This is a genomic window from Arthrobacter sp. 179, assembly GCF_052379645.1.
Taxonomy (GTDB): Bacteria; Actinomycetota; Actinomycetes; order Actinomycetales; family Micrococcaceae; genus Arthrobacter_H.
Map to the genome: position 1 here is coordinate 77,093 of NZ_JBQSYU010000004.1, position 19,084 is coordinate 96,176.

18 protein-coding genes and 1 tRNA gene are annotated in these 19,084 nt (G+C 68.2%); 15 read left to right on the forward strand and 4 right to left on the reverse strand.

Annotated elements, in window-relative coordinates; all coding sequences use genetic code 11:
• Positions 1-59 precede the first annotated feature (59 nt).
• From ACT3UE_RS03895 to ACT3UE_RS03935, 9 genes are all read left to right on the forward strand, one after another.
• Positions 60-1,241 (forward strand): adenosine deaminase, encoded by a 1,182-nt coding sequence (locus ACT3UE_RS03895; protein ID WP_444554262.1) that lies wholly within the window; start codon positions 60-62, stop codon positions 1,239-1,241.
• The gene (locus ACT3UE_RS03900) at positions 1,228-1,962 is read left to right on the forward strand and encodes a MazG nucleotide pyrophosphohydrolase domain-containing protein (RefSeq protein WP_444554261.1); all 735 of its coding nucleotides are present in this window, start codon (positions 1,228-1,230) and stop codon (positions 1,960-1,962) included. The genes ACT3UE_RS03895 and ACT3UE_RS03900 overlap by 14 nt, the downstream gene beginning before the upstream one ends.
• A gap of 77 nt (positions 1,963-2,039) precedes the next feature.
• A complete protein-coding gene (eno, locus tag ACT3UE_RS03905) occupies positions 2,040-3,320 on the forward strand; it encodes a phosphopyruvate hydratase (RefSeq protein WP_444554260.1) in 1,281 nt (426 codons plus the stop codon).
• A gap of 123 nt (positions 3,321-3,443) precedes the next feature.
• Entirely contained in the window at positions 3,444-4,370 is a 927-nt protein-coding gene (locus ACT3UE_RS03910; RefSeq protein WP_444554259.1) for a septum formation initiator family protein, read from the forward strand.
• Between the two features lie 21 nt (positions 4,371-4,391).
• Positions 4,392-5,123 carry a DUF501 domain-containing protein gene (locus tag ACT3UE_RS03915; RefSeq protein ID WP_444554258.1) on the forward strand — a complete coding sequence of 244 codons (732 nt, stop codon included), beginning with the start codon at positions 4,392-4,394 and terminating at the stop codon, positions 5,121-5,123.
• Positions 5,120-6,073, forward strand: a complete 954-nt coding sequence (locus ACT3UE_RS03920; RefSeq protein ID WP_444554257.1) for a Ppx/GppA phosphatase family protein — start codon at positions 5,120-5,122, stop codon at positions 6,071-6,073. Before ACT3UE_RS03915 ends, ACT3UE_RS03920 begins: the two co-directional genes overlap by 4 nt.
• A gap of 43 nt (positions 6,074-6,116) precedes the next feature.
• A complete protein-coding gene (locus tag ACT3UE_RS03925) occupies positions 6,117-7,601 on the forward strand; it encodes a S8 family serine peptidase (RefSeq protein WP_444554256.1) in 1,485 nt (494 codons plus the stop codon).
• Between the two features lie 42 nt (positions 7,602-7,643).
• Entirely contained in the window at positions 7,644-9,023 is a 1,380-nt protein-coding gene (locus ACT3UE_RS03930) for an NAD(P)/FAD-dependent oxidoreductase (protein WP_444554255.1), read from the forward strand.
• A 114-nt stretch (positions 9,024-9,137) separates the two neighbouring features.
• A tRNA-Leu gene (locus ACT3UE_RS03935) sits at positions 9,138-9,211 on the forward strand.
• A gap of 28 nt (positions 9,212-9,239) precedes the next feature.
• Here ACT3UE_RS03935 and ACT3UE_RS03940 read toward each other — a convergent pair.
• A complete protein-coding gene (locus tag ACT3UE_RS03940; protein WP_444554254.1) occupies positions 9,240-10,244 on the reverse strand; it encodes a carboxylate-amine ligase in 1,005 nt (334 codons plus the stop codon).
• 220 nt (positions 10,245-10,464) lie between these two features.
• On the opposite strand from ACT3UE_RS03940, the gene ACT3UE_RS03945 reads away from it, so the two are divergent.
• Genes ACT3UE_RS03945 through ACT3UE_RS03955 form a run of 3 tightly spaced genes read left to right on the forward strand, consistent with a single transcriptional unit; the run spans position 10,465 to position 13,868 of the window.
• The gene (locus ACT3UE_RS03945; RefSeq protein WP_444554253.1) at positions 10,465-11,628 is read left to right on the forward strand and encodes a GuaB3 family IMP dehydrogenase-related protein; all 1,164 of its coding nucleotides are present in this window, start codon (positions 10,465-10,467) and stop codon (positions 11,626-11,628) included.
• Position 11,629: 1 nt separating this feature from the next.
• The gene (locus ACT3UE_RS03950) at positions 11,630-13,399 is read left to right on the forward strand and encodes a glycerol-3-phosphate dehydrogenase/oxidase (protein ID WP_444554252.1); all 1,770 of its coding nucleotides are present in this window, start codon (positions 11,630-11,632) and stop codon (positions 13,397-13,399) included.
• Positions 13,368-13,868 (forward strand): PTS sugar transporter subunit IIA, encoded by a 501-nt coding sequence (locus ACT3UE_RS03955; protein WP_444554251.1) that lies wholly within the window; start codon positions 13,368-13,370, stop codon positions 13,866-13,868. The genes ACT3UE_RS03950 and ACT3UE_RS03955 overlap by 32 nt, the downstream gene beginning before the upstream one ends.
• A gap of 35 nt (positions 13,869-13,903) precedes the next feature.
• On the opposite strand, the gene ACT3UE_RS03960 is transcribed toward ACT3UE_RS03955, so the two are convergent.
• From ACT3UE_RS03960 to ACT3UE_RS03970, 3 genes are read right to left on the reverse strand one after another with little or no spacing between them, the layout of a single operon-like run.
• On the reverse strand, positions 13,904-14,524 hold the full coding sequence (locus tag ACT3UE_RS03960) for a hypothetical protein (protein ID WP_444554250.1): 621 nt from the start codon (positions 14,522-14,524) through the stop codon (positions 13,904-13,906).
• The gene (locus ACT3UE_RS03965; protein ID WP_444554249.1) at positions 14,508-14,861 is read right to left on the reverse strand and encodes a hypothetical protein; all 354 of its coding nucleotides are present in this window, start codon (positions 14,859-14,861) and stop codon (positions 14,508-14,510) included. Before ACT3UE_RS03965 ends, ACT3UE_RS03960 begins: the two co-directional genes overlap by 17 nt.
• On the reverse strand, positions 14,858-15,997 hold the full coding sequence (locus ACT3UE_RS03970) for a serine hydrolase domain-containing protein (protein ID WP_444554248.1): 1,140 nt from the start codon (positions 15,995-15,997) through the stop codon (positions 14,858-14,860). Before ACT3UE_RS03970 ends, ACT3UE_RS03965 begins: the two co-directional genes overlap by 4 nt.
• A gap of 118 nt (positions 15,998-16,115) precedes the next feature.
• Here ACT3UE_RS03970 and ACT3UE_RS03975 point away from each other — a divergent pair, with 118 nt between their 5' ends.
• The 3 genes from ACT3UE_RS03975 to guaA all read left to right on the forward strand — a co-directional run bounded on the left by ACT3UE_RS03975 (position 16,116) and on the right by guaA (position 18,976).
• A complete protein-coding gene (locus ACT3UE_RS03975) occupies positions 16,116-16,925 on the forward strand; it encodes an SURF1 family protein (RefSeq protein ID WP_444554247.1) in 810 nt (269 codons plus the stop codon).
• A complete protein-coding gene (locus ACT3UE_RS03980) occupies positions 16,922-17,326 on the forward strand; it encodes a DUF3817 domain-containing protein (protein ID WP_444554246.1) in 405 nt (134 codons plus the stop codon). The genes ACT3UE_RS03975 and ACT3UE_RS03980 overlap by 4 nt, the downstream gene beginning before the upstream one ends.
• A 63-nt stretch (positions 17,327-17,389) precedes the next feature.
• On the forward strand, positions 17,390-18,976 hold the full coding sequence (guaA, locus tag ACT3UE_RS03985) for a glutamine-hydrolyzing GMP synthase (protein ID WP_444554245.1): 1,587 nt from the start codon (positions 17,390-17,392) through the stop codon (positions 18,974-18,976).
• Positions 18,977-19,084: the final 108 nt, after the last annotated feature.

Genomic DNA, 19,084 nt, shown 5'->3' on the forward strand with positions numbered 1-19,084 from the left:
TCCCGGGCTCCCGGGATTCAGTGGTTCCGCTGCGTTGCCCCGCCCAGTACGCTGGGTACGTGAGTGAAGAGCTGATCCATACCGCCTATGACCCCGAATTCGACTTCCGCAGCCTGCCGAAGGTCTCGCTGCATGACCACCTCGACGGCGGACTCCGTCCGTCCACCATCATCGAACTCGCCGCCGCGGCAGGCCATGAACTGGCCTCCACCGACGCGGTCGCCCTGGGCGAATGGTTCCGCCAATCGGCGAACTCCGGTTCGTTGCCGCGCTACCTGGAAACCTTCGAACACACCGTGGCGGTCATGCAGACCCACGAGAACCTGGTCCGGGTGGCCCGTGAATTCGTTGAGGACCTCGCCGACGACGGCGTCGTCTACGGGGAAGTGCGCTGGGCCCCCGAACAGCATCTGGCCGGCGGGCTGAGCCTGGACGAAGCCGTCCAGGCCGTGCAGCAGGGCCTGGACGAAGGGGTTGAAACCGTCGCCGGTAGTGGCCGGCCCATCCAGGTCGGCCAGCTGATCACCGCGATGCGCCATGCCGATCGAGGCGTGGAGATCGCCGAATTGGCGTTGCGCCATCGCGGCAACGGGGCCGTCGGCTTCGACATCGCCGGTGCCGAGGACGGGTTCCCGCCCTCGCGGATGAAGGAGGCCTTCGATCTGTTGGCCACGAACTTCTTCCCCACCACCGTCCACGCCGGCGAAGCCGCGGGAGTGGATTCGATAGTCGATGCCCTGCTGACCGGGCGGGCCGAACGGCTGGGCCACGGCGTGCGCATCGCCGAGGACATCGAGATCCAGTTCGGTGGCACCGACGATGACGGATCCGAGGTCGAAGAGGACACCGGGCTGGTCACCCTGGGGCCGGTCGCCAACTGGGTGCGCGACCGGGGCATTCCGCTGGAGATCTGCCCGTCCTCGAACCTGCAGACCGGGGCCACCGCGGCCTTCGGCGAGGGCATCGAGTCCCATCCCATCGACCTGCTCTACCAGACGGGTTTCACCGTCACCATCAGCCCGGACAACCGCTTGATGTCGGAGACGAGCCTCTCGGGCGAGTTCGAGTTGCTGGTCGAAGCATTCGACTACGATCTGGACGACCTGCTCGAGCTCACGCTCAACGCGGCCGAGGCGGCCTTCCTGCCGCTGGAGGAACGCGAAGCCCTGGTCGAGTACATCAACGCCGAATATGCGGGGATGACCGGCGACGGCGATGACCAGGACGATGACCAGGCCTGAACCGATCATGAGCGGGGCCCGGCCCGGGGGGAGCCCGGGCACGCCGGGGGAGCCGCAACGCCTTATGGGCATCATTGCGGACCTCCGCCGGCACTGCCGCTGGACCGCCGGACTGAGCCATGCCTCGCTGGTGGAATACCTGGTCGAGGAGTCCTACGAACTGCTCGAGGCCATCGAAACCGGCCAGGATGACGACGAATTGCGCGGGGAACTGGCCGACGTGCTTCTGCAACTGGTCCTGCACGCCGAGATCGCCGCCGAACGGGGGGCCTTCGACTTCTCCGACATCGCCGCGCATCTGAGCGAAAAGATGATCCGCCGCAACACCCACGTCTTCCACCGCGACGGCAGCCTGCGCGGAACCTACCCCGAGGACGTCCAGGAGATCGTCGAATCCTGGGATGCCGCCAAACGCGCCGAGGACCCCTCCCGCACCGACCCGTTCTCCTCGCTGCCGCGTCATCTTCCGGCCCTCGCCCTGGCCGATAAGACGATCGGCCGGGCCCGTCGCTGGAGCGGCGGGCCCGGGGCGCCGGCCGCCCCGCCGGTGCCGGGCGCCGCGGTGGTGGAGACTGAAGCCGAACTCGGCGAGCTGCTCCTGGGGATCGTCGCCGACGCCCACGAACGTGGATTGGACGCCGAACGGTCCCTGCGCACCGCCGTCGCACGTTACATGACGGCCGCGCAACCAACTTCCTCCTCCACACCCGGCACAGGCTAGGCTGGGACGCGAGGCAACGTGCCCGCGTATCCAATGCTGTGTACGGCCCCCAACCCACCCACGAAGGAGTACCTTCCATGGCCTTGATCGATGCCATCCACGCTCGCGAAATCCTCGACTCGCGCGGCAACCCGACCGTAGAAGCCGAAGTCCTGCTCTCCGATGGCTCGCTGGGCCGCGCGGCAGTGCCCTCCGGCGCTTCCACCGGAGCCTTTGAAGCCGTTGAGCTGCGCGACGGTGACAAGTCCCGCTACCTGGGCAAGGGCGTCACCAAGGCCGTCGACGCGGTCATCGACACGATCCAGCCGGCCCTGATCGGCCAGGACGCCACCGACCAGCGGGCCATCGACCAGATCATGATCGATCTGGACGGGACCCCGAACAAGTCGACGCTGGGCGCCAACTCCATCCTCGGGGTGTCGCTGGCCGTGGCCTCCGCCGCCGCCGAGTCCTCCAACCTGCCGCTCTACCGCTACCTGGGTGGACCGAACGCCCACGTCCTGCCGGTGCCGCTGATGAACATCCTCAACGGTGGTTCGCACGCCGACTCGGATGTCGACATCCAGGAGTTCATGGTCGTGCCCGTCGGCGCCTCCACCTTCTCCGAGGCACTGCGCTGGGGCGTCGAGGTCTACCACGCGCTGAAATCGGTCCTGCAGGAACGCGGGTTGGCCACCGGCCTGGGGGACGAGGGCGGCTTCGCCCCGAACCTGGAAAGCAACCGGGCCGCCCTGGAACTGATCATCGACGCCATCAAGAAGGCCGGGTTGACCCCGGGCGAGGACATCGCCCTGGCACTGGACGTCGCCTCCTCGGAGTTCTTCGAGAACGGGACCTACCAGTTCGAAGGGGCCTCCCGCACGGCCGCCGAGATGAGCGACTACTACGCCCAGCTCGTCAAGGACTTCCCGCTGGTCTCCCTCGAGGACCCGCTGGACGAAGACGACTGGGAGGGCTGGAAGACCCTGACGGACGCCATCGGCTCGAAGGTCCAGATCGTGGGCGACGACCTCTTCGTCACCAACCCGGAGCGCCTGCAGAAGGGCATCGATTCCGCCACGGCGAACTCGCTGCTGGTCAAGGTGAACCAGATCGGTTCACTGACCGAGACCCTCGATGCCGTGTCGCTGGCCCAGCGCAACGGCTACACCACCGTCACCTCGCACCGCTCCGGCGAAACCGAGGACACCACGATCGCCGATATCGCGGTGGCCACCAACGCCGGCCAGATCAAGACCGGCGCCCCGGCCCGCTCCGAGCGCGTCGCGAAGTACAACCAGTTGCTGCGCATCGAAGAAGAGCTCGGCGATGCCGCGTTCTACGCAGGAAAGGCGACCTTCCCGCGTTTCACCGCCTAAGGTCGCACCGCAACGCGTAAAGTGCTGAGGGGAGTCGCCGGACACCGGCGGTTCCCCTCACGCCTTTCAGGCGCGTGCACCCGGCCCACCCCCGGACCCACCGAGCAGACCGGAAGGACACCCATGGCAAACCGACGTCCCAACATGCCACGGGCCAGGCCTGCCGAGCCGGGGCACGACCCCGCCGCCTCCGGCGACCACGAAGACGCCGTCGTTCCTGCACCGTCCGCCCCCCGCACCCCGGCGGCGGTCAACCGGCAGAAGGTCGTCCCGATGGGTGCCGCTCCCGGACCCGGGAACACGTCCGAGGATTCCCCGTCCCCGTCATCGGCGGCCGGCCGGTCCGCGGCGAAGAAACCCACCCCCGATAAGCCGGCGGCCCGCAAGCAGCCCGCAGGGCCCTCCACCGCGCGGAAGCAGCCAGGTACCCCGGCGGCCCCGGGCAGCGGCAAGTCCCCGGCGAAATCCTCGCCGGCCTCCCGCGGGAGGGCACCGGCCACACCGTCGGCAGCGAAGTCGACTCCGGCCGGCAAACGTCCCGGGCCACGCCCGAGCGGGCCCCGCGAGAAGCGGCTGCGCGAACGCGCGGAACTCTCCGGGGCGATCCGCTCCGGCAACGGCCACCGCGAACCCGAGGCCACGCAGGCCCCGACCGAGGCCGGTGCCCCGGTCCCGGCCCGGGCCTTCTCCGGACGGTTGCTGACCCTGGCGGTCATCCTGGCCGTGGTGACCGTCCTGCTGCTACCCAGCGTCGGAACCTACATGGACCAGCGGGCCGAGGTCGCCGAAGTGCAGGCCTCGATCGCCGAGAAGCAGCAGGAGCAGGCCGAGCTGACCTCGCAGATTGCCCGCTGGGACGACCCGGCCTACGTCAAGGCCCAGGCCCGCAACCGCATCAACCTGGTCATGCCGGGCGAGAAGAAGTACATGGTGGTCGGGGCCACCGGCGACGATTCCGCCGCGGGCCCGCAGAGCGTGGGCGATGTCCGGACCGACCTGCCGTGGGTCGACTCCCTCTGGGACACCGTTGTACGCTCGGCCACCGACTGATCATTTCCTGAAGGAGAATCCGTGGAGCATCCCGCCACCGCACCGCGCCATGAGGCGCTGGACGCCGAACAGCGGGTCCCCACCCCCGGGGACCTGGACACGCTGAGTCGTCAGCTCGGCCGTCCGGCCCGCAATGTGGTGGAGATCGGGGCCCGGTGCCTCTGTGGCAATCCGCTGGTGGCCACCACCGCCCCGCGGCTGGCCTCGGGCATCCCCTTCCCCACGACCTTCTACCTCACCCATCCGGTCATCACCTCCGCGGTTTCCCGCCTGGAGGCCGCCGGGTTGATGGCAACGATGACCGAACGCCTGGGACAGGACGAGGCGCTGACGGCCGCCTACACCGCGGCCCACCAGGACTATCTCGCGGCCCGCGATGCCATTGGCCGGCGCACCGGAGTCGGCGCCGTCCCGGAAATCGACGGGGTGTCCGCCGGCGGCATGCCGACCCGGGTGAAATGCCTGCACGTGCTGGTGGGACATTCGCTCTCCGCGGGGGCCGGGGTCAACCCGCTGGGCGATGAGGCCATTGCCGGAATCGCCGAATGGTGGACCGCCGAGCGGTGCCACTGCCGGGGGGCCTGGGATACCGAGGCGCCCGTTCCCGCACAGGACCGCAGCCGCCACGTCAAGACCCAGGCCGAGGACCCTGCCGTGAAGAAGGCCCGGCGCAGCGCTGCCCGACAGGCGCGCGAACACGCTGAAACGACCGGGCAACAGCCCGCACCACACGATCCAGGAGGCCAGGCATGAGGGTTGCCGCCATCGATTGCGGAACGAATTCCATCCGGCTGCTGATCGCCGATGTCATCGAGGACGACGACGGACGGATCCGACTGCTCGACGTGGCCCGCCAGATGCGCATCGTGCGCCTGGGCCAGGGCGTCGATGCCACCGGGAACCTGGCCCCCGAGGCCCTGGAGCGCACCTTTGAGGCACTGGATGAATATGCGGCACTGATCGGCCGGCACGGTGCCCAGCGGGTGAGGTTCGTCGCCACCTCGGCTACCCGTGACGCGGGGAACCGGGATGAGTTCATGGACGGGGTCCGCACCCGGCTCGGCGTCACCCCCGAGGTCATCGAAGGCTCGGAGGAAGCCGCCTTGAGCTTCGCCGGCGCCGTGTCGGTCCGGCCGCCCGCCGACACGGAAGACGTCCTGGTCATCGATCTCGGGGGAGGGTCCACCGAATTCGTGGTGGGCAGCAGCGAAGGCGTGCGCGCGGCGATCAGCATGGACATGGGCTGCGTGCGTTATGCCGAACGCTTCCTCACCGACGACCCGCCGACGGCCGAGCAGATCGCCGCCGCGGAAGCCGAAGCCAACCGGCAGATCGACACGGTGCTGCAGACCGTGCCCCTGCAGGAAGTGGACCGGGTGGTCGGCGTGGCCGGAACCATCACCACGGTGACCGCTCATGTGCTGGATCTGCACAGCTACCAGCCCGAGAAGATCGACGGCGCCGAACTGCCCGTCGGGGTCATCGAGGCCGCGGCCAGCGAATTCCTGGGCTTCTCGCGGCGCCGCCGCGAACAACTGCCGTACATGCACCCGGGCCGGGTCGATGTCATTGCCGCCGGGGCGCTGATCTACCGGACCATCCTGCTCCGGGTCGCCGAGCTGACCGGAAACCGGGTGCGCACCGCGGTGGCCAGCGAACACGATATTCTGGACGGTATCGCCCTCGGGTTGGCGCGGCAGTAGGCCGTCCTCCCGCCGTCGTCCCCGACCCTTGAAGGAACCGCCCGTGACGTCACGTCCGACCCGTGCCACCGCCGGCCTCCTGGCGAGCCTGCTGGCCGCGGCAACGCTGCTGGTCGCCGCCCCCGCTGCCCAGGCGGATCAGATCCGTGACAGCGAATACTGGCTCAAGGACTACGGCATCAAGCAGGCCTGGAAGGTCTCCAAGGGCGAGGACGTCACCGTCGCGGTCATTGATACCGGCATCGCCGACTCGCACCCCGATCTGAGCGGGACCGTCATCGGCGGCAGCGACTTCTCCGCGGCAGGGAACAAGGACGGCACCGAACCCCTCGGCGCGCTGCCCGAGCACGGCACCCTGGTGGGCACCCTGCTGGCCGGACACGGAAACAACGAAAAGGCCATCGCGAAGGCCAAGGCAGAAGACGAGAAGCAGACCATTGCCTGGAAGCGTGCCGTGAAGGACGCGAAGAAGGACGACGAGGATCCGCCGAAGAAACCCGATCCGGTGAAGATCCCCAAACCCGGGCCCGGCCCCGACGGCGTCATCGGTGTGGCCCCGAAGGCGGAGCTGCTCTCGGGGTCGCTGTGGCTGGGGTCGGAGAACCCCGGGGGCGTCCCCATCAGCGAGCAGGTCCCGCGCGCGGTGAAATGGGCCGTGGACCAGGGGGCCGACGTGATCAACATGTCGTTGGGGTCCACGACGCCGAGCTGGCCGACCAGCTGGGACGAGGCCTTCAAATACGCCGAGGAGCACGACGTCGTCATCGTCGCCGCCGCCGGGAACCGTGCCGGGGGCATGGAACAGGTCGGGGCGCCGGCAACCATCCCCGGGGTGCTGACCGTGGCTGGTGTCGACAAGAAGGGCAAGGCCAGCTGGGACTCCTCGACGCAGGGAATCAGCATCGGCGTGGCGGCCCCCGCCGACCCGCTGGTGGGCGGGCTGCCCGATGGCGGGTACGCCGACTGGTCAGGGACCTCGGGTGCGGCACCGCTGGTATCCGGCGTCGCGGCCCTGATCCGTTCGAAGTACCCGGAGATGAAGGCCCGCGACGTCATCCAGCGCATCCTGGCCACCGCTGAGGACGCGGGGGAGCCCGGGGTGGACAACCTCTACGGCTACGGTCTGCTGGACGCCGAGGCCGCCCTGACCACCGATGTCCCCTCGGTGGACCAGAACCCGCTGGGCACCATCGCCGAATGGATCCACGTCCACCGCCGCGGCCAGGTCACCCGCCCCAATGCCTCCAAGCCCAGCGCCAAGCCCGAGGAGGAATCCTCCGTCCCGGCGGTGGCCGCCCCCGAGGCCGTCGCCCCGGAGGATCCCGCCGGCGCGCTGCCGGCGGTGCTGGTCATCGGATTCGGCGCGCTGGCATTGATCATCATCGTCGGTGGCGGTGTGCATGTGGTCACGGTGCGACGCCGGAACCGGGCCGCCCTGGCCGCCGCGGCCGGGACGGTGGCGGATGCGGAATGGACCGCCTCCGAGGCGGATCGGGATCCTTTCGATGATCTCCCGGAAAGTCGCTAGTGAAGACTTTCACATAGCGGTTGATGGCGTTAGTATGGGCTCATGGCAAACACTCCTGAACTTTCCGATCGCCCACGCATCCTCGTCGTTGGCGGTGGATACGTCGGCTTGTACGTCGCAATGAAGCTGCAGAACAAGGTCAAGGCCCATGGCGGCGTCGTCACGGTCGTTGATCCGCTGCCCTACATGACCTACCAGCCGTTCCTTCCCGAGGTCGCCGGTGGCAAGATCGAGCCCCGCCACGTGACCGTCTCCCACCGCACGCACCTGGACAACGCGGAACTGATCACCGGCCGCGTCAGCGCCGTTGACCACGCCAACCGCAAGGCCGTCGTCGTCCCGACCGACGGGGAGCCCTTCGAACTGGGCTACACCGACGTCGTCATGGCCGCCGGCTCCATCACCAAGACCTTCCCGATCCCCGGCCTGGCCGACGAGGGCATCGGACTGAAGTCCATCGAAGAGGCCGTCGCCCTGCGCAACAAGGTCCTCGAGCGTGTCGAGACCGCGTCGATGATGAGCGATCCGGCAGCCCGCCGTCGCGCCCTGACGTTCGTGGTGGTCGGTGGCGGCTTCGCCGGCATCGAGACCATCACCGAACTCGAGGACCTGGTGCGCGCCGCCGTCGCCAAGACCAGCCGCGTCGAGCAGGACGAGATCCGCTTCGTGATGGTCGAGGCCATGGGCCGCATCATGCCCGAGGTCACCGAGGAACAGGCCGTCTGGGTCGTGGAGCACATGCGCTCGCGCGGCATCGAGGTCCTGCTGAACACGTCGCTGGGCAAGGCCGAAAACGGCACGCTCGAGCTGACGAACATGCCGGAGAAGACCCCCGGCGAGACCTTCGAGACCGACACCCTGGTCTGGACCGCGGGCGTGCAGGCCAACCCGATGGTCCACTCCACCGATTTCCCGATCGAGCCGCGCGGCCGCGTCCGCGTTGGAACCGATCTGCGCATCACCGGCGACGACGGCCCCATCGAGGGCGCCTGGGCCGCCGGCGATGTCGCTGCCGTCCCGGATGTCACCGGCGGCCTGCCCGACGGCACCTGCGTGCCCAACGCCCAGCACGCCGTCCGCCAGGCCAAGCTGCTGGCCTCGAACATCTACGCCACCCGCTACGGCGTGGGCCAGGTGGGCGAGTACGAGCACAAGAACATGGGTGCCGTCGCCGGATTCGGCACCGGCAAGGGCGTCGCCAAGGTCCTCGGCCTGCAGCTCAAGGGCGTGCCGGCCTGGGTCGCCCACCGCGGCTACCACGGCATGGCCATGCCGACGTTCGAGCGCAAGTTCCGCGTGGCCGGCGACTGGTTCGCCAACCTGCTGTTCAAGCGCGACATCACCCAGATCGCCGATCTTCAGACCCCGCGCCGCGGGTTCGTCGAGGCAGCCACCCCGAAGCCCAAGGCCGCAGCCAAGTAGTCTTCGGCACCGCCGGAACCCGGCATCCCACGGCGCCGCGTCCCCCGAATCCCGGGAAGGACGCGGCGCCGTGTGGCGTCCGGGGGCCGACGCTCTTGTAGGATCTAGCTGCGGGCCCCCATAGCCCAATCGGTAGAGGCGGGAGACTTAAAATCTCTGTGTTGTCGGTTCGAGTCCGACTGGGGGTACTACTGCCGGAGCCGGCGGTTCACCGGCTCACCACGTCGTTTCCCTGACCAATTCGGCTCCGGCGAATTCGACCACCCGGGCGATTCCCCCGTGCTCGAAGGCCACGCGCTGGCGGGCGGCGCCGTTCCCGGAATTCAGGAGTTCCCGCAAACCCGCCGACACATAGGCGGCATCGCCGAATCCGATCAGATGGTCCTCGACCGTGTCGAACATCAGATGGGCCAGTGCCGAGGGCGAGGACCGTTCGCAACTGGGGAGCCCGACCAGATCCCCCTCCACGCCGTGGCGGGCGGCATGCCAGGTGGCGGCGTCGGACTCTTCGGGAGTGATGCCATCGGGAGTGGGGGACCGGTGCAGTGCCTCCACGGCCAGCGAGCGGACCAGCAGGGCGAAAAGCACTGATTCCCCGGCGGTCAGCTGCATGTCGATGGCGCGGACCTCCAGGCTCCCGCGCAAGGGGGAAAGCCGTGCTCCCCATCCGACGTGGTCCTGGGTGTCGATGCCCGGACTCTCCAGCAGCCGGTCGACGCGTTCGGTGTAGTCGCGGGCGCCGAAGAAGTGCGGAGGGATGCCGTGGACGGGCAAGGTCCGGTTGCGTAGCGTCCTCCAGCTGGCGTATCCGGTGTCGGCGGTGTTCCAAAGCGGCGAGTTGGCGCCCAGGGCCATGAGGACGGGCATCCAACGACGCAGGTGGTTCATGACCTGGACCCCTTCTTCGGGAGTCGGAACCGGAAGATGGATCCGCAGGGCACCCCCTTCCCGACCGGTCGAGGGGGCGCAGGGGTCCGCCGCGGGGGACAGCGCGGGAACCAGACCGAACCCCGTGGCGATCGCACCGCCGTCGGCCGCCAGCGCCCCCAGCGCCCGGCGATCCTCCAACAACGCCTCCAGCGCCTCGGCGCCGGTCCGGAAGATGAATGAATCCGGCTCCGCCTCGTCGGCCTCGCTGCCGGTTCCCGGATCACCGGTCTCGACGCGTCGGCCCGTGGCCGGGTCCACGCACAGGAGATCCTCCTCGATGCCGAACTTCATATCTCCTCCTGGCTGGTGTCCGCCCCGAAGAGGGACGAACCGGTGCGCCGTGCCGGCGCAGGGTTGGGCGAAGGCCCCCGCTGCAGCCGAGCGTAGCTGTGGACGCCGTGGCTGTCACCCCTCCTCGGGCCGGCGGGGCGCCGAGGCCGCCATCGGCCGACGAAGGGGGCCCAAGTCACGAAGCCCGGCCCGTGCGTGGCGGCGCTGATAGGCTAAGCCGGTGACTTATGAGATTGAGATCGGCCGGGGAAAACGAGGCGTCCGCGCCTACTCGCTGGATGACGTCGCCGTCGTCCCCACCCGCCGCACGCGTGACCCGCAGGACGTGTCAGTGAACTGGCAGATCGACGCCTACCAGTTCAGCAGCCCCATCATCGGTGCCCCGATGGACTCGGTCATGAGTCCGGCCACGGCGATCGCCCTGGGCAGGTTCGGTGGCCTCGGGGTCCTGAACCTCGAGGGGCTGTGGACCCGCTACGAGGACCCGGAGCCGGTGCTGGCGGAGATCGCCTCGCTGGAGTCCAGGGTCGAGGACGACAGGACCCTGGGCGAACACGTCAACCCGGCGGTGACGGCCCGGCTGCAGGAGCTCTACCAGGCGCCGATCCAGGCCGAGCTGATCACCTCGCGGCTCGCGGAAATCCGCGACGCAGGGGTCACGGTGGCCGGCTCCCTGACCCCGCAACGCACGCAGGAGTACTACCGGACGGTGATCGACGCCGGGGTGGACATCTTCGTGATCCGCGGTACCACCGTCTCCGCCGAACACGTGTCGCAGAACCAGGAACCGCTGAACCTCAAGCAGTTCATCTACGAGCTCGACGTTCCCGTCATCGTCGGCGGCGCCGCCGGATACACCCCGGCCCTGCACCTGATGCGTACCGGCGCCGCCGGCGTCCTGGTCGGATTCGGCGGGGGTGCCACCGCCACGACCCGTCGCGCCCTGGGCATCCACGCCCCCATGGCCACCGCGATCTCCGATGTGGCCGCCGCCCGCCGCGACTACCTCGACGAATCCGGGGGACGTTACGTCCACGTCATCGCCGATGGCGGACTGGGCACCAGCGGAGACATCGTCAAGGCCATTGCCATGGGGGCCGACGCCGTCATGCTCGGCAGTGCCCTGGCCCGGGCCCAAGAGGCCCCGGGACGCGGCTGGCACTGGGGTGTCGAAGCCCACCACGACAACAGCCCCCGGGGCGACCGGGTCCGCGTGGGAACCGTGGGTCCGCTGGAGGAGGTCCTGCTCGGCCCCTCGCGCCACACCAACGGCACCTCGAACCTGATCGGCGCCTTGCGCCGGGCCATGGCCACCACCGGTTATTCGGATCTGAAGGAGTTCCAACGCGTTGACGTCGTCGTCTCCCCGTACGAAGCTGGGTAGCATGACACCACCGATGAAGCACCGCGAACCGGGATCCACGTCAACCAGGGGAGTGCTCGACCCGACCTTCCGCACCGCCTCGCTCGAGACGATGCGGGCGACCACGGAGGGGCCCGAGGCCGAACTGGACCTGCTGATCATCGGTGGGGGAGTCGTCGGAGCCGGATCCGCCCTCGACGCGGCCACCCGGGGGCTGAAGGTCGGCATCGTCGAAGCCCGTGACTGGGCGGCCGGGACGTCCTCGCGATCCTCCAAGCTCATCCACGGCGGGTTGCGCTATCTGGAGATGCTGGACTTCGCGCTGGTGCGCGAGGCCCTGCAGGAACGTGGACTGCTCATCGACCGGATCGCACCACACCTGGTCCGGCCGGTCCCGTTCCTGTATCCACTGACCAAGCGCTTCATCGAACGCCCCTACGTCGGGGCGGGAATCGCCCTCTATGACGGGATGTCGCTGGCCTCAGGACATAGCCGCGGGGTGCCCTTCCACCGGCACCTGAGCCGGAAGGCGACATTGCGCAGCGCACCGAGCCTCAAGGACGAGGCCTTCGTCGGTTCGATCCGCTATTACGATGCCCAGGTCGACGACGCACGGCTGGTCATGGATCTGGTCCGCACGGCAGCGAACTACGGCGCCGTGGCGGCCAACCGGGTCAAGGTCGTGGATTTCGTCCGCGAGGCCGGACGCGTGGTCGGGGCCCGGCTCGCGGATCAGGAAAGCGGTGAGGAGTTCACCGTCCGGGCCAAGCAGATCGTGAATGCCACCGGCGTCTGGACCGACGAAACCCAGGACCTGGTGACCGATCGGGGACAACTGCGGGTCAAGGCCTCCAAGGGCGTGCACCTGGTGGTGCCCCGCGACCGCTTCCAGTCGACGGTCGGGCTGATCCTGCGCACCGAGAAATCGGTGTTGTTCGTCATCCCCTGGGGACGGCATTGGATCATCGGGACCACTGATACCGCCTGGACGTTGGACAAGGCACATCCCGCGGCCTCCAGTGAGGACATCGACTACATCCTGGATCATGTGAACAAGGTGCTCAAGCGTCCATTGACCCGCGAGGACGTCGAAGGGGTCTATGCGGGGCTGCGCCCGCTGCTGGCCGGGGAATCCGATTCCACGGCCAAGCTCTCCCGTGAACACGTCGTGACCCACCCCGTCCCGGGGCTGGTGGTCGTCGCCGGCGGCAAATACACCACCTACCGGGTCATGGCCCGCGATGCCATCGACGAGGCGGTGCGTTCGATGGACCTGAACGCCCCGACCTCCTGCACCGAAACGATCCCTTTGCTGGGGGCGGAGGGCTTCCAGGCGGGCTGGAACAGCCGCCACCGCATGGCCAAATCCTCGGGGCTGCACGTCTCCCGGGTCGAACACCTGCTGGGCCGCTACGGTTCGCTGGCCCGCGATGTGCTGGCCCTGGCCACCGCCGACCCGGATCTGGCCCGCCCGCTGCCCGGCGCGGACGACTACCTGGCCGCCGAAGTCGTCTACGCGACCACCCATGAAGGGGCACGACACGTCGAGGACGTGTTGACCCGCCGAACCCGCGTCTCCATTGAATCGTGGGACCGGGGAGTGGCGGCGGCCCCGGTCGTCGCCGGGATCATGGCCCCGCTGCTGGGGTGGAGCCAGGCGCAGTGCGATCGCGAAGTCGCGTTCTACGAAGCCCGCGTGGCTGCCGAACGCGCCAGCCAGGAGCAGCCCGACGACGAGTCCGCCGATGAAACACGACTGAATGTTGAAGATATTGTCCCCGTCCGCGACTGAACAGAACGATGAACTCACGACCCCTGAACTGGTCGTCCTGGAAATGGAGGCGGCCGACCGGCAGGAGGCCGTCCGGCTGTTGGCCGGAAGACTGTTCGAAGCCGGTCGGATCGATGACCTGGAAGGCTTCGTCGGCGAGGTCAATTCGCGCGAACACCAACTAGCCACCGGGCTGCCCGGCGGGATCGGCATGCCCCATGCCCGGACCGCACACGCCGACCTGGTCTCCATTGCCGTGGGGATCACGGCGTTCGGACACTCCTTGGATTTCGGGTCGGTCGACGGCCCGGCCACGGTCGTGCTGCTCCTGGCGACACCCGCCGGAAGCTATTCGGTGCATCTGCAGGTCCTGGCCACCCTGGCCCGCAGTCTGGTCAAGCCGTCCTTCCGTGAATCCCTGCGCCGAGCCTACGACGCCGAGGTCATTGCCGATCTGATCAATTCCACGGTCGACTTCACCGACGTCTAGTCGATCCGGTGCCGGCCGGCACCTGCCGGGCCGGGTCAGCCGGCCGGCGGGGTGAACCCCGGGTCGGTGATCAGCAGACCGGCGACCTTGCCCGAACGGTCCACGGCGACCCGGCCATCGAGCAGACCGTCGGCAAAGACCAGCGAACAGTGCACGAAGCGGGTGGAGCCGTTGCGCCGCACCGTGGCTGCGGTCAGCCGATCGAAGGGGCCGAGGGATCCGATGGCATCGGCCCACAGCGCCGTGACGGTGGACGGGGGGACCTGGGCCAGCATGCGTGGGGTGAATTCCGCGCCGATCCGTTCAAGGCCGCCTGAATCGATGGCCGCGAATAGCCTCCGGACCTGGTCGAGGAGCGCGTGGTCCTCGCGCCGCCGTTCGTCGTCGGCCGGGTTGCCCACGGCGAACCGCTGGTAGGCGGCCTGCCGGGAGATTCCCAACTGGTTGCCGATGTCCTGCCAGCTCAGACCGGCATCATGGGCCCGGGATGCCGCGGCGGTCAGGAGATCATCGGCCAGGTACTTCAACTCCTCGGCCTGCCGCAGGGCGGTCACGGCCCCGTCCGCTTCGAGGGGGTCCGCGAGCCGGCCGGCCAGTTCGACCGCACGGCGGGCCCGTGCCGTCGTCTCGGCCGTGGCGTTAGCGAAGGAGTCCATATAAGACCACTACCAGAACCATGCTCTCGATCACGAGCGACACGACGGTGCGGATCCGCCGGTCCGCCGGGCCCGACCGGACCAGGGTCGGCCAGCGGGCGCTGAGGGCAACGGCACCCACGCCGACGGCGACCGCGGTGGGACACCAGGTCCACGAGGGGACGATGTCGGCCCGGAGGGCCACCATTCCCAAGGCGGCAAGGGCCGTCATGGACATCAACTGGGAGATGCGGTTCAGCGCCGGTTCAGCCGTCCTCGTGCGCAACATCCGAAAGCACCAGGGGGCCGTGAAGGCCAGCAGGATGACAGGAACCGCGTAGGCGATGAAGGTGTTCAACGGCTGCCTCCGTCCAGGAGACCGAGTCCTGCTTCGTCGACGCCGCGGGCTGTAGCGGAGAGCACGACGACGGCACGCTCTCCGTCGGGCAGCAGGCCCAGATACGAGGCGGATCCGCCGGTCATCCCGTTATGCCAGACGACTTCTCCACTAGCGGGGGAGTCGACTGGTTCCGCGGTGGTCATCCAGGCCAATCCCACTTGCCCCCCGCTATCGTCCGCGGTCACCGGATTCAAGCTGTCGGTTCCCGGGGCGGTTCCATCCAGCACGGCCTGGGCCAGGAGGGACAGGTCTCCGGCGGTCGAGTGGATGGCCAGGGCCGGGGCGAAGCCCCCGGCGGGCCACGCGCCGGCCACGTGTCCCGTGGCCCGATGCCCTGTAGCACTGGCCGTGGCCAACCGTGGTGCCGTGCCCCGGTCCGCGGAGGCGGATGCGGCGTCCAGTGGTTCGACCCACGTGCGGTCCATTCCCAAGGGGCCGGTGATCCGTTCGGCGACCAGCGCCGGATAGCTGGTGCCCGTCACCCGGGCCAGGGCCTGCCCCAGCAGGGCCGCCCCGAAATTCGAGTAGGCGAATCCGGGATCGGCCTTCGGATGTGCGGTGCGCCCCAGCTCGATCACGTCATCGACCGACTGGGTATACGGGTTCGAGTTGGCGAATATCGAGGCGAGGGTCTTGGCGTAGAAGGGCACCGAGAGCGGCAAGCGCGGCAAACCCGAGGTGTGGGTGGCCAGTTGTTGAAGGGTGATGGCCCCCGACCCGTCTGCGGGGTAGCCGAGGATCTCGCCCAGCGTCGTGTCCGCGCTGACCTCCCCACGGTCGATGGCATCGGCGAGTAGCAGTCCGCCGAAGACCTTGCTGATGGAGCCGAGTTCGAAGGCCGTGTGCTCATCGGCGCCGCGTCCGGCGAAGTCGATCTTACCGTCCTCGATGACGGCGGCGGCGAAATTCCCGGCGGGAGCCTCGGGGCCGTGGCCGATCCGGGTTCCCAAATCCTGGTCCCCGGTCGGTGCCGCGGCGGGCAGGGCCCGTGGTGCGGCCACGAGGAGGACGGCGATGGTCACCGCGGCGATGACCCAGGGGATCCGGCGGTTCGTCGTCCGCGAGCGGTGATCGGTGGAAGGGGAGGAAAGCATGGCGTCAATATTTCCTTGACGCTGATTCAATGTCAATATCTTATTGACGTGATTTTTGGGTGATGGATACCGACGATGCATTCGCTCTTCTACAGAGAATCGAAGTACGGTTGGGTATGTGTTGAAGACTGCCCTGAAGCCCAAATGGATCCTCGCTCTGGTGGGGGCCCTTTTGTTGGCGAGCGGCTTCGTGCTGCTGAGCCAATGGCAGTTCTCCAGATCCCAGGATGCCCCGCCACCACCGGTATCCACCACCGAAACGGCGGTGCCGCTGACCGATCACTTCGAACCCGAAACAGTGATGTTCGAATCCGTGGCCGACCAGGTCGTCAGCGCCAAGGGGCACTTCCTGAAGGACAAGGAAGTCCTGGTCAGGGGGCGTGTCCAGGAGGGGGTCCAGGGATACTGGGTGGTTTCCGCCTTCGCCGTCGACGGCGCCCCGGGGCACAACACGATTCCGGTCGTCCGTGGCTGGCAGTCCGAATCCACGACCCCGCCGCGGCCGCCGGCCGGCGAGCTGGAAGTCACCGGGCGGCTGCTGCCCACCGAAGCTCCCGTCGATGAGAAACCCGATGACGATCCGTCCTTGCGCGCCCTTTCGGTCGCCCAACTCATCAACCTCTGGGACGTGCCCTCCTATAGCGGCTTCATCGTCGCCTCGGAGGTCACCGGGCCCGACGGGGCGGATGCCGGGGCCGCCTCCGTGGGACTGGACGAGGTCCACGTCGGACCCCAGCCCCAGGAACAGCCGCTGAACTGGCTGAACATCTTCTATGGCATCGAATGGGTCGTCTTCGCCGGCTTTGCCGTCTTCCTCTGGTGGCGTCTGGTGGCCGACGACTACCGCCGCCAACAAGAGGACATCGAAGACGCCCTGGCCGAAGCCCACACACCAACCATCCCCCCGAACCACGAGGACCAGCAGTGACCCAGCAACCCGCCCCAGCACCCCGCAAGCGCCGCTTCGCCGGAACCCCGGCACAAATCCGCACGGCAGCCACCTTCTACCGGGTGCTCGCCTACGCCACCGGCGTGATGCTGCTGCTGCTGTGCGTGGAGATGATCGCCAAATATGCCTTTTCCTTCGAGGCCTACCTCGGGTCGCTGAACCTGTCCACGACCGTGCTGATCGTGCATGGCTGGATGTACGTGGTCTACCTGCTGGCCGACTTCAACCTGTGGTCCAAGATGCGCTGGCCCTTCAGCAGGTTCATCACGATCGCCCTGGGTGGGGTGGTGCCGTTGCTCTCCTTCTACATGGAGAAGAAGGTCCATAAGGAGGTCGAGCGGGAGTTGCACGAACATCCCGAGGCCGCCAAACGGTACTGAGGCAAAACGCGGCGCCGACGGTGAAGGTGCGGCCGATGCCCACTGGCGACTAAGCTGGAGCGCGTGAGCAACCCAGCACCCACCCCAGAGCACCAGCCGGTTCTGGTCGTCGACTACGGAGCCCAGTACGCGCAGCTGATCGCACGCCGCGTCCGTGAGGCCAACGTATATTCGGAGATCGTTCCGCACACCTTTACGACCGAGCAGATCCTGGCCAGGAACCCGGCGGCGATCATCCTCTCCGGCGGACCCTCCAGCGTCTATGCCGACGGGGCCCCCAGCGTCGGCCCCGACCTGTTCGAGGCCGGTGTGCCGGTCCTGGGCATCTGCTACGGCTTCCAGGCGATGGCCAACGCCCTGGGCGGAACGGTCGCGAAGACCGGCCTGCGCGAATACGGGTCCACCGACGCCACCTCCACCGGGGTCTCCCGGTCGTTGCTGGCCGGGCTGCCTGAGGACCAGCAGGTCTGGATGAGCCACGGCGATTCCGTGCAGGAAGCGCCGGAAGGCTTCGATGTCCTGGCCTCCACCGAAGGAGCCCCCGTGGCGGCCTTCGCCCACGAGGACAAACGGCTCTTCGGCGTCCAATGGCACCCCGAGGTCAAGCATTCCTCCTACGGCCAGCGGGTCCTGGAGAACTTCCTGTTCAACGGTGCCGGACTGGAACCGAGCTGGAACACCGGGAACATCCTGGAGGAACAGGTCGCCCGCATCCGTGAGCAGGTCGGCACCGGCCGGGCCATCTGCGGACTATCCGGCGGCGTCGATTCGGCCGTCGCGGCGGCCCTGGTCCAGGAGGCCATCGGCGATCAGCTCACCTGTGTCTTCGTCAACCACGGCCTGCTGCGCGAAGGCGAAGCCGAACAGGTCGAACGCGATTTCGTGGCTGCCACCGGCGCCAAACTCCATGTCGCCGACGAACGCGAACGCTTCCTGAGCGCCTTGAAGGACGTCACCGACCCCGAAACCAAGCGCAAGATCATCGGCCGCGAATTCATCCGCGCGTTCGAAGCCTCCGAGGCGGCGATCATGTCCGAAGCCGCCGATACCGGCGAACCGGTGCGCTTCCTGGTCCAGGGCACCCTCTACCCCGACGTCGTCGAATCCGGGGGAGGCGAAGGCGCCGCGAACATCAAGAGCCACCACAACGTCGGTGGTCTGCCCGAGGATCTGCAGTTCGAACTGGTCGAGCCGTTGCGCGAACTGTTCAAGGACGAGGTCCGTGCCGTCGGAGCCCAATTGGGTCTGCCGGCCGAAATCGTGCAGCGTCAGCCGTTTCCCGGCCCGGGGCTTGGCATCCGCATCATCGGTTCGGTCGATGAGGAACGCCTGGAACTGCTGCGCAAGGCCGACGCCATCGCCCGCGCCGAGCTGACCAACGCCGGACTGGACCAGGAAGTCTGGCAGATGCCGGTCGTTCTGTTGGCCGACGTCCGGTCGGTGGGTGTCCAGGGTGACGGCCGCACCTACGGGCATCCGATCGTCCTGCGCCCGGTGTCCTCCGAGGACGCCATGACCGCCGACTGGTCACGGCTGCCCTACGATCTGCTGGCGCGGATCTCCAACCGCATCACCAACGAGGTCGATGGGGTCAACCGGGTGGTCCTGGATGTGACCAGCAAGCCCCCGGGAACCATCGAATGGGAGTAGGCCCGCGGTCCCCTCGGACCCTGGCCTGACACGGAGGGAGGGCCTGCGGCCCTCTCTTCGTCGTCCTGACCCGTCGTCGACGTGTTGCGATCAAGCGCCGAGGGGCCG

What these genes read in the sequence shown, in the direction of transcription:
- ACT3UE_RS03900 (WP_444554261.1), top strand. Translation starts at nt 1,228, where the DNA reads ATGACCAGGCCTGAACCGATCATGAGCGGGGCCCGGCCCGGGGGGAGC.
- ACT3UE_RS03930 (WP_444554255.1), top strand. Translation starts at nt 7,644, where the DNA reads ATGGCAAACACTCCTGAACTTTCCGATCGCCCACGCATCCTCGTCGTT.
- eno (WP_444554260.1), top strand. Translation starts at nt 2,040, where the DNA reads ATGGCCTTGATCGATGCCATCCACGCTCGCGAAATCCTCGACTCGCGC.
- ACT3UE_RS03955 (WP_444554251.1), top strand. Translation starts at nt 13,368, where the DNA reads ATGTTGAAGATATTGTCCCCGTCCGCGACTGAACAGAACGATGAACTC.
- ACT3UE_RS03910 (WP_444554259.1), top strand. Translation starts at nt 3,444, where the DNA reads ATGGCAAACCGACGTCCCAACATGCCACGGGCCAGGCCTGCCGAGCCG.
- ACT3UE_RS03920 (WP_444554257.1), top strand. Translation starts at nt 5,120, where the DNA reads ATGAGGGTTGCCGCCATCGATTGCGGAACGAATTCCATCCGGCTGCTG.
- ACT3UE_RS03940 (WP_444554254.1), bottom strand. Translation starts at nt 10,244, where the DNA reads ATGAAGTTCGGCATCGAGGAGGATCTCCTGTGCGTGGACCCGGCCACG.
- ACT3UE_RS03960 (WP_444554250.1), bottom strand. Translation starts at nt 14,524, where the DNA reads ATGGACTCCTTCGCTAACGCCACGGCCGAGACGACGGCACGGGCCCGC.
- ACT3UE_RS03970 (WP_444554248.1), bottom strand. Translation starts at nt 15,997, where the DNA reads ATGCTTTCCTCCCCTTCCACCGATCACCGCTCGCGGACGACGAACCGC.
- ACT3UE_RS03950 (WP_444554252.1), top strand. Translation starts at nt 11,630, where the DNA reads ATGACACCACCGATGAAGCACCGCGAACCGGGATCCACGTCAACCAGG.